14 protein-coding genes and 1 tRNA gene are annotated in these 15742 nt (G+C 47.0%); 7 read left to right on the top strand and 8 right to left on the bottom strand.

From position 1 onward, the window contains the following. Positions 1–518 precede the first annotated feature (518 nt). The 5 genes from H6F52_RS25995 to H6F52_RS06205 all read right to left on the bottom strand — a co-directional run bounded on the left by H6F52_RS25995 (position 519) and on the right by H6F52_RS06205 (position 6223). A complete protein-coding gene (locus tag H6F52_RS25995; RefSeq protein ID WP_277881904.1) occupies positions 519–641 on the bottom strand; it encodes a hypothetical protein in 123 nt (40 codons plus the stop codon). Between the two features lie 75 nt (positions 642–716). Continuing rightward, entirely contained in the window at positions 717–1343 is a 627-nt protein-coding gene (locus H6F52_RS06190) for a hypothetical protein (RefSeq protein ID WP_190532873.1), read from the bottom strand. Positions 1344–1462: 119 nt separating this feature from the next. Next, complete coding sequence (locus H6F52_RS06195; protein WP_190532876.1) at positions 1463–3100, bottom strand: CHAT domain-containing protein; 1638 nt, start codon at positions 3098–3100, stop codon at positions 1463–1465. 363 nt (positions 3101–3463) lie between these two features. Further along, positions 3464–5830, bottom strand: a complete 2367-nt coding sequence (locus H6F52_RS06200) for a protein phosphatase 2C domain-containing protein (protein ID WP_190532879.1) — start codon at positions 5828–5830, stop codon at positions 3464–3466. A 153-nt stretch (positions 5831–5983) separates the two neighbouring features. Continuing rightward, positions 5984–6223 (bottom strand): DUF6737 family protein, encoded by a 240-nt coding sequence (locus H6F52_RS06205; protein WP_190410864.1) that lies wholly within the window; start codon positions 6221–6223, stop codon positions 5984–5986. 355 nt (positions 6224–6578) lie between these two features. Here H6F52_RS06205 and H6F52_RS06210 point away from each other — a divergent pair, with 355 nt between their 5' ends. Continuing rightward, positions 6579–6926: a hypothetical protein gene (locus tag H6F52_RS06210; protein ID WP_190532881.1), complete on the top strand. Its 348-nt coding sequence runs from the start codon at positions 6579–6581 to the stop codon at positions 6924–6926. Positions 6927–7011: 85 nt separating this feature from the next. Then, a complete protein-coding gene (locus H6F52_RS06215) occupies positions 7012–7284 on the top strand; it encodes a hypothetical protein (RefSeq protein ID WP_190532883.1) in 273 nt (90 codons plus the stop codon). 80 nt (positions 7285–7364) lie between these two features. Here H6F52_RS06215 and H6F52_RS06220 read toward each other — a convergent pair whose 3' ends face one another. Together H6F52_RS06220 and H6F52_RS06225 are read right to left on the bottom strand one after the other, a co-directional pair. Then, complete coding sequence (locus tag H6F52_RS06220) at positions 7365–7709, bottom strand: NAD(P)H-quinone oxidoreductase subunit M (protein ID WP_190410861.1); 345 nt, start codon at positions 7707–7709, stop codon at positions 7365–7367. A 134-nt stretch (positions 7710–7843) separates the two neighbouring features. Beyond that, the gene (locus tag H6F52_RS06225) at positions 7844–8389 is read right to left on the bottom strand and encodes a 3-isopropylmalate dehydratase (protein ID WP_190532886.1); all 546 of its coding nucleotides are present in this window, start codon (positions 8387–8389) and stop codon (positions 7844–7846) included. Positions 8390–8751: 362 nt separating this feature from the next. Here H6F52_RS06225 and H6F52_RS06230 point away from each other — a divergent pair, with 362 nt between their 5' ends. The 4 genes from H6F52_RS06230 to H6F52_RS06245 all read left to right on the top strand — a co-directional run bounded on the left by H6F52_RS06230 (position 8752) and on the right by H6F52_RS06245 (position 14725). Then, positions 8752–9645 carry a hypothetical protein gene (locus H6F52_RS06230; protein WP_190532889.1) on the top strand — a complete coding sequence of 298 codons (894 nt, stop codon included), beginning with the start codon at positions 8752–8754 and terminating at the stop codon, positions 9643–9645. Between the two features lie 476 nt (positions 9646–10121). Next, positions 10122–10382 carry a hypothetical protein gene (locus H6F52_RS06235; protein WP_190432645.1) on the top strand — a complete coding sequence of 87 codons (261 nt, stop codon included), beginning with the start codon at positions 10122–10124 and terminating at the stop codon, positions 10380–10382. A gap of 219 nt (positions 10383–10601) precedes the next feature. Continuing rightward, positions 10602–12830, top strand: a complete 2229-nt coding sequence (locus H6F52_RS06240) for a GAF domain-containing protein (protein ID WP_190525127.1) — start codon at positions 10602–10604, stop codon at positions 12828–12830. 212 nt (positions 12831–13042) lie between these two features. Then, complete coding sequence (locus H6F52_RS06245; protein WP_190532892.1) at positions 13043–14725, top strand: AarF/ABC1/UbiB kinase family protein; 1683 nt, start codon at positions 13043–13045, stop codon at positions 14723–14725. A 103-nt stretch (positions 14726–14828) separates the two neighbouring features. Here H6F52_RS06245 and H6F52_RS06250 read toward each other — a convergent pair. Further along, positions 14829–14901: transfer RNA gene (locus H6F52_RS06250), tRNA-Glu, on the bottom strand. Positions 14902–15193: 292 nt separating this feature from the next. On the opposite strand from H6F52_RS06250, the gene H6F52_RS06255 reads away from it, so the two are divergent. Continuing rightward, positions 15194–15685, top strand: coding sequence for a hypothetical protein (locus H6F52_RS06255; protein ID WP_190532895.1), 492 nt, complete (start codon positions 15194–15196; stop codon positions 15683–15685). The last annotated feature ends 57 nt before the right edge of the window (positions 15686–15742 follow it).

The following is a 15742-nucleotide window of genomic DNA, read 5'->3' on the forward strand; positions in this document are numbered from 1 at the left end:
GCAAGGGGGCATGGCGGCGGGAGTTGTCTCTTTCATTTATCACACCATAACGTGAAATGGTTGCCATGTCTGTATTATACCTTTTTAGAGTCTTGTTTTTCGTTTAAGCACCGTTACTCACTTAGGAACAACAACTCGCTATGCCAGCAGGAAGAAGTGCTGTTGACTTCCCGAACTGGGGGTATTTTACAAAGGGCAAGCAAATTTTTCAAACGCCTGACTTCGCCAAGTGTCAACTACTCTAACAACAGATCGAGAATACCTCTAACGATTGGTGTGTATCCTTTCCAGGAATTCAGTAATGGGGAATTATTGTATCCGACTAGGATGATCCTCAACCAGTGGAAGCGATCGCCTGCCGGGGTCAGAAAAAAATAATGATGTTTTGTAACAAAAATTCTAGTTCTTGCATAAAAACCAGAATTTGACCGATATCTATACAGAGGGGACGGGTCTACTGATAAGCAGACCCTCGTTAACAACCCTCCAATCCTCTCCCACGTCGTCCATAGGAGCCTCTAGAATGACTGATTAAATGAACTGTTGGCAAAAATGCCATCATCGATGTGTTGGCGTCGATCGGCACTATAAGGCAGCCAGGAATAGAAGTACACCTTCCTGATTCCTTGTGTGAGACTCATTGGGATTATTCTTAAGCGCCAATCAAAACGAAAGTTACGCTCGATATTACGCAGAGAATAAATCTGATCAAGTGTCTACTCAGGTGACTTATTTTGTGCTGAAGAATTAAGGTCGTTGAATTGTCTGAGTGCATACCGGGCAACTGCTAAACTCAACCGTGCCCGTTCGCTCTCCGATAACTCATCCCACTCAACTGGACGGGCAATTTCAGCTTCCGAGCCTCGCATAGCGGAAGCCAAAGGACGCGCCCATACCTGCAACACATCTTCTCCCCATTCCGGAAGCAGCTCCTGAACGCACTGTACCATCTGATCTGCGATTGACAGAGGGCTTGATACAACCTGTTGGGCTTTGTGAGCGATCGCATCCAGCCAAGCTTGGGGAACGCGGGCAGCAAACCGCTCGCTTAAACTAGATGTCACTGCGATCGCTGCTGTCGGCGCAACTGCCACATTTGTATTTGCCCAGCATTCATCGAACTTTGCATAGAGTGCTTGCGACCCCCTACTAATTTCTTCATCTAACCATCCCTCAAGTTCAAATCCTTGTTCCAGCTCTGTCCAATAGGCTTCCACATTTGGATCGGCTGGATTCCAGGGATAGGGAGCTTCTTCAGGCTGGAGGAGTGCCTCTAGTAGTTCTGCTTGCACTTGAGAAAGAGAATTCTCATAAAATCCTTCGATTGATTTCCTTGCCATCATGATGCTCCTGTGTATTGATATACCGTTCTTGGCAGGGGTAGCTACAGCGGCACTTTGGCGAGTTCCGTAAATATTATTTAGCACTCAGTATTCTGTAGGGCGATCGCTTTTAGCGCGCTCTAGAACTTCGCACTATCTTGAATAATGAACTCCCAAGTTTGACCCTGCATACTCCCAAACTTTATCTGGTCTCCCGATTGCAAAGGCACTTCCGGATGATAGACTTTCTGCCATCCACTAGGTCTTAGAATGAACGTGCCGTAGCGAGATTTATCTTTTAGAAAGTAAGTAAGTTTACCGTCTGGGAGAGCATCACAAATAATTTCAGCGTGTTGCCGAGAAACTTCCTGTTTTTCAATCACCAAGTCGTTTCCCTTGGGATTCCGTCCCACTCGCAAACTCGTGCCACTAATTGGCGAAACTTTGCTAGTTACTCCTAACGGACGAAGATAGGCAGATGGAGTAGATAAATCGTGCCCAGATGACTTCACATCCACCGGCAGTATCGTCACTTCCTCGCCAATCGGTCGAATCAACTCACCCTCAAAATCTGGGTGCATATACAGAACCGGCAAAGTCCAGGCTGGTTGGTTGAACTTGTAAAGCGTCAACAACTTTTGCCTTGCTACCGCCACCGCCTCATCAATGGGCATCCGTGCTGCCAGAGCTTGTGCAAAAGCCTGAATAAACGACAGAGCCTCCTCGTCGGCAATCGAGTCGCGCATTCCCAAAACTGCTGGAACACCGTGATGGATTAATACCTCTGCCAAACTGCTGCGCGGCAAACTTTGTTGGTTGTGCCGCTCTGGTTGAGCGCCCCAACAAGCATTAAAAACCGCCAGCGTCACCTGACAGCGAACCAAAACCTGGGCTAACTCCGTGCCATTTATCCTGGCATCAGGTCGCAGAAACAATAATCCACCATCCGCTGCCGGGACGCCATGACCGGCATAGAACAAGATGTTGTAATTTTCTGTTTCCAGACGTGAAATCAATTCTGCTTTTGTAGGTTGTAAAAGCGTATCTACCTGGCACAGAACTGTTGCACCAGTATGTTCGCCATCTGGGTGTAAGTCTGGTCGTCCGCAGCGTTCCAAAATATTAGCCAGCGCCTCCGCTTCTTGTTCCAGCTGCAAGCTGGGAGCGACTTCGCTTTCTGTATCGTGTCCCAGTACCAACAGGATGTTTAAAGCCTGCTCTAAGCGCTGGGGTGGAAGCGGGTCAACCGCATTGCTGGTACGACTAAACAATAGTTGTTGTGATAGAGAAATCGCTTGTTTCCCAGGTTCGGGCTGCATAATTTCCCAAGGCACAGGAATTAAGTCTGGGTCTCGAATTTCTAAGCGCAGCCGCAGACGTTTTTTCTGCCCAATTGCAATTCCCTGACTTTGAGCGAAACTATTTTGAATTTCCCCGTCAAATAACCACTTCCAGAGGCTAATCCCTAAATCTTGCATCAAACGAGCCGTATACGGAAGTGCTTGACCGTTAACATTCAGGGCGTCGAGTGGAACTGTCAAGGCGGGAGGGTTTGCCTGATGTACCAGCGGAACATCAGGGAGTCCCCGTGGGGAAAACATTTCCTGCCATGCCAGCCACTTTTGGGTCAACATTTCAGGCCACGTACAGTCATGCAGAACGTGACCACCCGGACAGGGTGCTTTCATCACCCAAATGGCAAAATGTTCTGCCCCAAGGGAAGTTTTGGAGAGCCGATTGATGGCTAAACTGAGGCAGGGATTCTCAGACTGGGACATTCTAAAGACATTAACCTTAAACCTAGCACTATACGAGGTTTTTTATCAGTCTACCCGAACAACAGGGGAATACTCACCGAATATTCTTCACTCGCTCTTATCACCTCAAATAGGGTAAACAAGGTTATTGAAGAGATATTTTAGCTTTAGCGATTCACTATCAATCGTTTTTGGGCAGTGAATCGTGAGTAATGGGTGGCAAGTCTCTGGCAGTCGTCACTGGCAGCAAAAGACAACTGACCTAGAGACGCGATTCATCGCATCTTTACCAATTGACGAATGACTCCTGATTAGCGACTACCCAAGAACACCTAACCCTGACAAAAACCGAAGTCCTAACAATTAAAGGCTAGCAACTAATTGCTATTTAGAGGGGGACGAAGTGACGGTAGGTGTTGGATCGGCAGCCCCAATTGCACATTCGCCCAAATTAGCCGATGTTGGTGCGAAATTTGGATTAATTACAGGTAAAACGTCGGATTCCCGAATCCAACCAATTTCTCCTTGTTTTATTGGGCGATAGGTCACTTCAGGGACGGCTCTTGGGTTTGGGGTGCCGGAATTAACTTTTTCAGGGGAAAGCTGCGAATTAGATGTAGTGAGCGTTGAGCAAACTTTCACCTGTAGCCAACTGTCAGGGTCTTGATTTCGCTGGATGGAGCTGACTTGCAAAATACTCCCATCGGAAACTAACCCGACTACAGATTGGTTTTGGGGTGCCTGGACACCACGTCGCAGCAAAACAGGAACTTCTTTTCCCTGAACGTTCTTGGTTGTGGAACGGGTGGTTTGGAGCAGCAAGCCAGCCTCTAAAGAGGGCACAGAAGTGGAAGGAGTCACAACAGGTTCTGCCGATGGAGATGAACTGGCGGCGGATGGTTCAGGGCTGCGGCTAGAGGGGGGTGTCAGCCCGATTAGAGGCTTGACCCTGTCTTGGACTTCTGGAATCAACCAATAAGCGATCGCTCCGCTGACACCTGCTAACAGAAGCAGCACTAGAAGGAGCGGCAAAGGACTCCTAGTAGTAGACTGCGGTGAAATGATCTTGGTTTTGATTCTGGAAGCAGACGGAGATTGAGAGCGCACCGAAGCCGCTGGAGCCGGAGTTGGGGCTGCGGGTGGAATGGCTCCCATCTGTAGTGCTGTGACCTGTTGCCCAGTTTGAGCTGATGCCACTTGGCAGTAGACAAGGGCTACTGTAACGTTGTCGTGCCCGTTTTTGGTGTTGCCAATTTCAATCAGCCGGGTTCCGGCGGTTGACAAATCAATCTGACCTTCTAGAATTGGCAGAATCTCTGTTTCCCAGTATTGCTCTACTCGGTCATTGTCACTCAGACCATCCGAACAGAGAAGAAAAACACCGTCTTCATCTAAAACAAAGCGCTGTACGGAGGGGTGCAGGGTTGCTGATGAACTCATACCCAACGCCTGAACGAGAGAGCCAGCGCCGGATTGTTCCACTGCATCCCGGTAGAGGGCGTATCCGAGCCGCACCTCCCGCGAAGCAATATCATCATCTAGGGTGATCTGCCGACACCCCGTGCGAGTAATCCAGTAAGCTCGACTATCTCCCACATGAGTGATATACATTTCATGAGCGTGGGCTAACGCCATCACCAACGTAGTGCCCATGCGTTGCCGGTCGAGCCGCTGTTCCGTGTCGTTGCGCTGGCTGATAACATCATTGGCAGCACAGGCAAAGTTTTCCAATTCTAGGGTAAGAGCGGTCGGATTTAAAGGATTGGCTGGATTCGCCAGCAGATTCTGTACTCGCTCTTGGATAGTTGCAATTGCCAGATGGGAGGCGACTTCCCCGCCTTCATGTCCCCCAATACCGTCGCAGACTATTGCCAAGGGAAGGGAGGGATTGGTACTGCTTGGACTGGGGGGATAGCAGGCATCCTCATTTTGCCGACGAGTTGGCCCTGTATCGCTGCGGGTGACAATTTGATAGGTGCAAGATTGCGATCGCCCAATGGTTTCCATTGCCTCATCCAACAGCCCCACCAGCTGCTCTGCCGTCTGTACGGCTCCTTGGTTGAGCTGCTGACAAACTTGTTCCAAAAATTTTCCAATGGTTGGGTGTGAAGCGGCGACCCATTTAGACCAAAGTTGACCTAAGTTTTGCAGCGTTACTGGGGAGCTTCGATCCGCCTGCAATATCAATAACCGAAGGATGGAACCTTCTACTCGCAGCAGCGCTGGTGTCAACAAACTCGACCCTACATGATTGATTTGCAGGGGTTCCCACAAATTTGCCATCTGCCATAGCCAAGTCAGTTGGCGCATTGCCGAGGCGTTTTTCCAGACGCTGGTTAGTTCTGGCATGAGGGTGCCTTCCCCGTTCCCGCAGCTGTAAATCGGTACCTGCTCTAGCAGCCAAGTTTCAGCGTTACGCTGCCCTTCTGTTGGTGTCAGAAGTCCGTATAGTTGGGGAACGTGCAGCTGATAGGGAGACAGCTTGAGATACGGCATAAGGCTGTTGGATATCTCCGGCAACATTTCCGGAGACAAAGCCGGTTTGGTATCTAAAATGATGCGATCGCTTTTCAGCAAATATCGCTCAGCAATCAGATCCCCAGCTTTGTAAGCCTCTATCCCTTCACCAACTGCCCACAAGTACCGTTTGAGCAGCGGCGTGCGGCATTTCTGACAAAAGTTATGGCTCTGGGGATTAGGAGCCTGACAATTGAGATTCGAGCAGTAAAGCGTTGCCGCAGAATTGTTCATGAAGGTTATGCGCTCCCATCAGCCTGTTGTGATTTGACTTGCTGTTACCAGAAGCTACTGAGAAAGGTAGCTCTTTCTCAATTCGCCAAATCTGAGCGTTAATCTGGATTGTAGCCTCTGACACTCAATAGATTTGCGATCGGTCAATAAAACTCATTCTTCACTTACAGAATTTTCGGTTTGCTGATAATAACGCCGCATTAGTCGAGGCCAGAGTAGCAAAAAGTATGACATCCACACAAGAATGGGAATTGAGACGCCAGCCGTTATCCAAATTGTTTTGGTTAGTGTCCAAGAGGCAGTGATGACGGTAATAGTTGTCAGCAAAATAGACCAAGGCTGACACCACCAAGGTTTATACGTCCAAGGGCTTTCGGGGTCTTTTTTATACACTAGAGGTAAAAAATAATCAAGTTTCTATTTCCAGAGTTTAGCGGTTAAGGGTCTTCTCGTGCTTGAGAAACTGACACTTCGCGTTAAATTTGAATCAGACTAGGCATGCTTTTTTAAACGTTGGGTAAAATCACTCCGGCTACCAAACTTCAACCGGGGCAGTTTAACTCCTCTTTCAACTCCTCACGAGCGAGGGGCGAAATCCTCCCCTTTCTTGGTAGAGATGGGGAGTCGAGGGTTTACATTTGTTGTCCTGCTTTGATACCGCATTGTGCCCTTTGCAGGTTCTCCGGTTTCGCCAATCAAGGATTGTTGTTCCAATTTGCTCTGTGTACTGCCACTTTCCCCAATTGCCATGCCCAAGTCCGAAGCTTATACTGCTACAGATCCACCATTTGCAGAGCTTAATTCACCTGCTAGTGCAGAAATTAAGCAATTAATTGACTCTTTAGAGGAGTCTCACCGCCTGCGTTCCAAGATGGTAAATTTGGAAACTTGGGCGCTGGCTGAAACGATGGATCATTTTCTTCCAGGGTTTTGGAGCCGCTTCTTAGAAAATCGCCGCATTGCTCTTAAGCAATTTTTGGAGCAGAAACGAGCGGCTAAATCCCAAGTTGCTGCAAATGCTCAGTCTTTGGATGGTAGCGTTATCAACTCAACTCAGCAAAATTCCTCATCTATGCAGAAACAGACAGAGAGCTGACTTACACCCACAGAAAGAGGCGATCGCACACCCATTTCTCTAATCTAATATTAGTAACATTAAGATTCAAATCTTTAGGAGTTATATGGAAAACCCACCCAAAGATACAACCAATAGAACCACTAATCCGGGCGATAGAATTTCCGATAAACCCGAAACCGTTGAAGAAAAAGCCCAGCAAATTGCGGTAGATGCGCCAGATATTACCGGCGACCATATCGTTGTTCCAACTTACTTTGAAGTGGAAGAGCCGGACGGAGAAAAGAAGGCATTACACCATGTTAAGGATGCCGAGGAAATCTCTGATGTTATTCGCCAAGCTCGCATTGATGAAAATGGGAATCGGATTTGGCGGTAAATTATCTGTAGTGACTAGTAATTAGTTGTTAGAAAGTTTTCTGATAATTAAACTCAACTTTTCTAACAACTAAAAAAGAATTACTCAGCCGATTGAGTGCTAACCTGAGGCAGTCCCATGCTGTAATTGAGAACGCGGCTACTCAGGTTGTAACTAATTTGCCCCTGCTGTAGCAGGCTTCTCAGGAAATGTTCCAAGTCGGAACCGATACGACGCAGATTATATTCTGTTAAATCTGCACCGTTGTAAGCTTCAACCATCTCATCGAATTTGCCATAAACCTGTTGCAGAGCGTCTTCGTTCCAATTAAATTCATTATCTGGATCGACATCTAGGGTTAATACATTGTCACTCTCGACGAGTTCGTTGTTCTTCACTTCAGCGGTATAGATGCGGATGTGGCGGGTTGTACACTTTAGGAGCATAGTCGTCAATAGTTTTTGGCTTACAGACATTAATAACTATTTTAAAGAATTGTAAAAGCGATCGCGCTTAGATTCAAAAGTTTTGAGTGTTGAAAGATTGAACTCAAAATTCAACACTCAGAATATTGCGAGCGCTACCGGGTAGGAATCATTCCCGTTTGCCGAGCATAAGCGAAAATCCCCCCTGCATCAATCACTGGGCCTACATCGCCCAAAGGCTGGAGAGAATAAGTTTTACCCAAGGTATGGTTAATCAGCTGATTTTGTTCAAAATCAATTGAAACTTCCTGTCCCGTTTCAAATTCATCGCACAACCGCTCAGAGGATTCCCAAGGGTAAAGTTCCCCAGTAGCGGCACAATTGCGGAAAAAGATCCGGGCATAAGACTGAGCCACTACTGCCTTAACGCCGCTAGCACCCAAAGCAATCGGTGCGTGTTCCCGTGAAGAACCGCAACCAAAGTTTTCCCCAGCAATAATGATGGGATACTGGGTCTTGATTTCTCCAGAAGCCACAAACTTTCCATAACGATCCGGCAATCCAATCAAGGCATAACTGCCCAATTTTTCGTACTCGTCAGGCTTGGAAGGAACCAGAGTCAGGTATTCAGCTGGGATAATTTGATCGGTATCAATGTTGTCATCCAAAACAAAAATTGCGCCGCGAATCAATGCGCCCATGATTCAGTTCCCGGTTTTTCCAATCTTCTGTTTAGCTATTTCACTTTATCATTCAAGAGCGCGACTGGCTGCTCTGCGACAGATAGCATCTTTGCTTGGGAGGTACCTCCCAAGCGCCTTAACAAAGCTTCGTAAGCGAATCTCCCGCTCAATGTAGAAAAAATATCTTCTGAGAGGGACATCTTGCCACAGCAAGACCCTTGGCAATCGTCTGCGCTGCTTCATGAAACTAAGAGCAAAAAAGGAGCGATCGCAGTTGCCGGTCAATTATACTACTCTGACAGAGTCTCTTAAACAAAAAGACTGATACTCTTAAATAAAAAAAGTCAGGTTGAACTACCGGCATCATTTACTCAAACAAAATGGTTGATCCGATGGATGATATCGCCAAACAAGCTCGCCAGGGGAGCGTGGCGGCGATTATTCAAATACTCAATGACAAGCTGGCAGAGGCTGGTGTCAGAACTAGAGCCATTTTTGCCGATGGTGTCTTGCAGCTTTTGTGTGAGGCAGCTACGCCAGATCAACTCGAACAATCTAGCCTGGTACAGCGCATTCGGCAGATTCTGGAATCAATTTCACCGCGAAATATTCGTCGAGTCAATATCAACAGTCGGATTGTCCGAGAGCAACAATTACTCTGGCTAGAAGAAATTCATCGAGATCCGGAGAGTCAGTTACTTTGGGCTGAAGAAATTACCCTTGCCAAGCCGAATGTTTTTCGACGTTTAGGAGAAGATTTCAAGGGACGGAAACCTGCCAAAAAAAGTCAGCCACCATTCCCCCAGCCGTCCTCCCGGTTTGTACGGGAAAAACGCCAATTCTGGCGTGGTATTGTGGGCGGTGCCAGCTTATCGTTACTTTTACTGCTGGTAGGCTGGGCACTTTATGATTGGCTAGGGCCATTTACGATTACTCGGACGCCAGTTTCTGCGCCAAACTCTTCCCCAAAGACGACGACCGCGCCAGCAACCTCTTCAGCTCCTGTAGCATCAAGCACCCAAACAACTGCATTGTCTTCGTCAGATCCTTTTGCAGACGCGGTGCGACTGGCGGAACAAACGTCAATTGCGGGGAGAAATGCTCAGACTTCTGCTCAGTGGTTGGATTTGGCGGCTAAATGGCAACAAGCTTCCGATTTAATGGCTGCTGTACCCCCCTCTGATAGTCGTTACGGAACGGCTCAGGATCGGGTGGAATCTTATCGGAAAAAGAGTGAAATTGCCCAGCAGGAAGCAAAAAAAAGGCGTTCTTAAACGTCAAACATTGTTGTTCCCTAGAAAACCCGCTGAAAATTGCTTCTTTACCGAGAAGCCGTTTTCTTCAAAAAATGAGATTCTCGTTGCTCCAATGGTTTTTCTGCCGACTACGTTATATGAGATTGGCAAGACTGCTGCGCTGGTACTACGTTAACCTCTCCTGACTCCTCTCCTTTTAAGGAAATTGAAGCGCTTACGGAGGAGGGGGAGAAAAGAAGTTACATCACTGTGATTTAGACCAAGTCTGCCATTGAGCTTGATTTAAGAAAAAGCCAATTTGGCATTCAGGTTTTAGTAGATATTTCAGTGATTTCAATCACAAAAGCCCTAACTGGAAATCACAAGAATCAGGATGTATACATCATAAAGTCATTGCCGACAGGGTCACTTAGACACAAAGATTAGCGTCACCTGATGGCAACTGGATAAATTGGATACTGACCTTGCTGAGCAAGTCGTCTAGGAGGTGCACGATGATTCTAATTCGAGAAGTGGTTCAACAAGCTCTCAGTACTGGTTTTTTGACAGTGGAAGCAGAAGAGCTGCTCCGGGAGATGCTCCAAGGCAAATATGGCTCAGAGGATCTGAAAGCTTTTATGAGCCTACAACAAGCTGCCATGTCTGGTCAGGTGACGCAAGAGTCGCGCGTGCAGCTGGAAGAAAAAATACTGGGGCAGGCTGAGTCGTTGAAACGGTTACCTACAGAGGTACTGGTTACCACTTCTAGAAATTAGGCATTTGAACTGGTAGAAATCTAAAAAATCTGGGAACCCTAGTCTATAGAAGAGTGAGGGTGAAATCTGGTTGCCCCAGTCATGGTTGTAAAAGATTGACAGCGGATTGCTCCCGACAAACGACTGTTTTTATTGCTGCCGTGCCAACGCCTCTCCCTCTATCCAGCAGAGTGTCTTTTAACCCCTGCCTTGATGTCCTCCTAATGAAGCTCGGCTAAGATGAATGATGCACAAGCGGATATGGATGCAGCCACTGCGATCGCAACGCGGATGTCCCAAGAGCTGGTCGCAAAGCGGCACGCTAGCGTTAGTAAAGCGGCTCAGGAAGAGCTGGCGGCTGTCAAAGAGCTGCAAACAGCTGCAACCCTGATGGTAGAGCCTCTCACTTCACCGATGCCCAGTCCAGTTGAACCGGGTTTTATAGAGGAATACAAGGGCGCACTCATGCATTACCCCAGCGATCGCTGCATTCACTTAGGGCAACAGATTACTCAAATCCTTCTGACAAGCTCAGCTCCGGAAGCGGTATTGCCCAAAATTGCGGAGGTGGTGGGAAGGAGTTTGCAGGCAGACGCTTGTTTTATAAAAGCGATTGCGAGCCATCAGGCGACGCCACAGGCTGCTTTTTGGTATGCAGAGGCATTTTCAGGGTCTAACGGAACATCCAACGTGGCGGAGGCGGGAACCGTTGAGTTTAAGAGCGTGCGTCCTCTGTCCTCGAAAGGATGGATGCAAGAAAATGCCGTGCTAGAAGAGATCCTAAGCGATCGCCAACCTGTAGCGATTTCGGATACTCAGGCAATTGAAACTGGACGTGCCTGGGAAGATCCGGTACGTGCCGTGCTGGGAATTCAAACCCAATTTCAATCTTCAGCAAATGGGGTGATTGTCGTCGGGCGATCGCAACCCGGCGATTGGACAGAGATTGAAAAAGAATTGCTGAAAGCTGTGTCAGACTCAGTTGCGATCGCCATTTCTCAAGTCCAACTCCAGCGACAGGTGCGTATCGCCGCCCAATACCAAATCCTGATCAACCAGCTGACCTTGGCAATTCGAGCAGGCAAAGACGTGAATCAGATTCTCCAACTCGCGCTTGCCGGTACAGCTCAAGCTTTCCAAGTTCACCGTGGCTTTATTCTACTGTTGAAATACGTCGCTCCCCCGTTGAAAAACCGTTCTTTAAAGCAGATTCCTAAAGCGAAAGTTACGGTAGTTTGCGAATGGTCTTCCCAAAGCAACAGCGAACAACCAGCAATTAAAGAAACAACCGCTTCTGTTTTACCTTCTTGGTTAAACCATTCTTTTGCTCTATCGGAGTGTCACTGGTGCCAACAAGTCTTCATGCAGTCGCCTGAGCTATTGGCGATCGCGAATCAAGCGGATCTCGCTACCAGCAACCCAGCAGACACCTCTGCCAGCCAATCCTCCGACCTGTTTAAAGAAGCCATGCCTGCTCTGCTGATGGTTCCCCTGGAAAGCCAAGGTACCGTGTTAGGGTTCCTGGTGCTACAGCATCATCAGCCTCGTTCCTGGCAATCTGAGGAATTAGAGTTAGTAAAATTAGTCAGCGCTCAGGCGAGTACAGCAATCATTCAAACGCAATCATTACGCCAAGTGCAAGCTCTTGTCGAGGAGCGTACCGCCCAGCTGCAAGGCAGTATGGAAGTGCAGGCAAAGTTGTACGAAAAAACTCGCCAACAACTCGATCAGTTGCGGCAACTCAATCAAGTGAAGGATGAATTCATCAGCAACCTGAGCCATGAGTTGAACACACCGCTCACCACGATGAAGCTAGCGATTCGGATGTTACGTCAAGCCGAACAGTCGCCAGAAAGTCGTGCTAAGTATCTGCAAATGCTGGATGAGCAGTGTACTCGAGAAATTGATTTGATCGCGGACTTACTCGCTCTCCAGAAACTGGAGTCGAAGAAATCTTCAATTCATCTGCAAAAGATAGACCTCAAACAGGTTATTCAAGAGTTAGTTGAGCCGTTTGAGCAGAAATGGGTGGATAAAGGATTAACGCTAGCCGTAGAGTTCCCCAAGCGATCGCTAATGCTTCAGACTGACGCGGATAGCCTCAATCGCATACTGCATGAACTTTTGACCAATGCTGGCAAATATTCTGAGCCAGATTCTACCGTTCATTTGCGTGCTACTCACGAGATTAATCCGCAAGGGAATCAGATTGTTCTTTACTTGAGCAACAATGGTCCTGGCATCTCGCCAGCAGAAATGGGGTATATCTTTGATAAATTCCGCCGGGGTAAAGGCATCACCGAACAAGCAATTCAAGGCACTGGGTTGGGTCTAGCTCTGGTAAAGTCTTTAGTACAGCACCTCAATGGTGCGATCGCTGTCTCTAGTTGTTCTACTGAAGATACTCACGCTTGCGAAACCTGCTTCACGCTCACCTTGCCTCAGTCTTTTGACAGCACTCAAGTCTGAAGCCAGAAACTAGACAACCAGACGCCAAATCTGAGAATTTATAAGCTGTTGCACGTTTAACTTGCATATTCTGAAAATAGGGGAAAAGTGGTGAATTCCTCTCTTCTGTTCTTGTAGCAGTTCAGACTGGCTTGCTTCGAGATTTCACGGTCTTGTAAGGGCTTACCTGCCAAGCACCCCGATTCTGACTCCTGACTTTATTAAGGGATGATATGCTCGCAAAAGCTCCACTAAAACCCCTACGTTGGCAACGAACGAAATATACTGCCCTTGCTCGTCAACTAGACATTTTTGGAGCAGCAGCAGAGTGGGTGTTTTATTTATGGTGGGATAATATCTTTAGAAATACTTCCCCTTTACATAAAAAGCGTCGGGCACAGTGGTTAGTTGAAACTTTACTAGATTTAGGTCCCACTTTTATTAAGATTGGGCAGGCATTATCTACCCGCGCAGATTTGCTGCCTCTAGAATATGTAGAAGCGTTGGGGCAGCTACAGGATCGGGTTCCGGAATTTAGTGCCGAGCAAGCAGTCGCGCTGATTGAATTGGAACTTAGTAATTCAATTCATGCTCTGTATCGGGAATTCGATCGTTTTCCGATTGCTGCGGCTAGTTTAGGGCAAGTCCACAAAGCACGGCTGCATACGGGTGAAGATGTCGTTGTCAAAGTACAACGTCCGGGATTAGAAAGGTTATTTAAATTAGATTTTCAAGCTTTGGGTAGGCTTGTCCGTTTTTCGCGGCGCTATATGCCTTGGACAAGAAAATATGAATTAGAAGCAATTTATAGCGAATTCTTTAATCTTCTTTATCAAGAGATTGATTATATTCAAGAAGGTAAAAATGCCGAACGTTTTGCTGCCAATTTCCTCGGTTATCCCCGGATTCTGATTCCGAAAGTTTACTGGCGTTACACAACCACCAAAATTTTAACTGTAGAATATTTACCTGGAATCAAAGTAAGCGATCGCAAAACTATTGAAGCCTGTGGGTTAGACCCGAAAAGAATCAACCAACTAGGAATTTGTTGTTATTTAAAACAACTTTTGCAAGATGGCTTTTTCCAGGCAGATCCCCACCCTGGAAACATGGCAGTAAGCCAGGATGGCAGCTTAATCTTTTATGACTTTGGCATGATGGCAGAACTCAAGTCCATTGCCAAGGATCAAATGATTAGGACATTTTTTGCCGTCCTAAAAAAGGATACAGACGAGGTATTAGATACCTTGATTGATATGGGTTTAGTGGTGCCTGTCGCGGATATGACTCCGGTACGGAGATTATTAACTTTTATCTTAGATAAATTCACTGAAAAACCAATTGATGTCAAAGCTTTTAGTGAAATGAGTACGGAAGTTTATGCCATGTTTGAGCAGCAACCCTTTCGCTTGCCTGCCCAGATGACGTTTATTTTGAAGGCTTTAACCACACTCGATGGGATCGCTAGGACACTCGATCCTGAATATAATCCAGTAGCAGCGGCTCAACCCTTTATTAAAAGTATCACTGTCTCTCAAGCCAAAGGAAACTTAATCGGGGAACTTGCCCGACAAGCCAAGAATTTTATTGGTTATAAATTGCGACAACCAAAAGCTTCGGAAATTTTAATCCGGCGCTTAGAAGAACGAATTGAACAGGGAGAGTTACAATTGCGAGTGCGAACCCTTGAAAGCGATCGCATCCTCAAACGGATTAATTTAGCCCTAAAAAGCCTAGTTTATGCCTGTTTAACAGGTTTTACCCTCCTGTCGGCGGCAGTGCTGCTGGCGCTACCTTCCTATAGTAGTTGGGCGATCGCTATTTTTGGTTTATCAGGTCTATGGTTCTTGGTGTTGCTACGCTCTTTATTCAATTTAGGCTTGAAAGAAAAAATAGACAAACTCACTGAAAAATAGCTGTTAGCCGTTCGTTCTTTTCTCATCTAGTAACGATGAGAATTTATTCCCTTAAATTAAAAAGGGAAAAGGCAAGAAAAACTTCTTGCCTTTTCCCTTTTGATACCCCCAGGGGAATTCGAATCCCCGTCGCCTCCGTGAAAGGGAGGTGTCCTAGGCCTCTAGACGATGGGGGCCTGCTCCGTTGCACTTTTATTAATTTAGCCAATTGAAAAGCTTTTGTCAACACCTAAACGAAAAAAATTTGAGCGGGGAGTTAAGACAGGCAATTTCGGAGTTTTGGGGCAGGAGGAGCGCGATCGCGTTAGGCTAGTGGCTGGGTAAGCAGCCAGGGTATGCGGCAATAATTTGCCGTCCCGCGATCGCGGGACGCGACCAATCGGGACGTAATTTTAGTGAAAAGCCCGATCGCGTCAGCTAGAGCTGCTAGAACAATAGTAGTCTTTAATTTCTATCTCCTCACATTCCATGCTGACCCATCACCGCAGACCTGTCTGCCTATCACTTGTATCTACTGATATGCCGGTTTGGTCTACCATTGAAACCGCTGCTACCTTATATCAAAAAGACAAACAGCGCTTTCATCTGCTGCTCACGGAACCAGAAATCCGGGATTGGGAACGCTCTGATGAAGCGCCCACTGTTGCTAAAGACCAACCGCCAGAAACTCCCAGACTTTTGTGGTTGGAAATTTCCCCTTCTAGGGTGATCATGACCATGCAGGGAAACGGCAAGTTGAGTTATCGCCATCTCTGGGAACGAGGAATTTATGGTCTTAGCCGCTATTGGTTACATAGCGAGTCCTTAGCCGCGCATGGACAGGTGCGTCTGCGAAACTTTACCAAAAGTTTGACTCTAGAAGGGCGTCTCTTGCCAGAACATCTGCGGCTGGAATATGAATTATGGTCGGAAAAAGTCCAGTTGGGGAGCTATATCCTGAATCTGGAGATTCATCATTAGTCATTCGTCCTTAGTTGCGACTCCTCAACTAAGGACGGATGACTAATGACTTCAGAC

It is taken from the genome of Coleofasciculus sp. FACHB-542 (assembly GCF_014695825.1).
Taxonomy (GTDB): Bacteria; Cyanobacteriota; Cyanobacteriia; order Cyanobacteriales; family FACHB-T130; genus FACHB-T130.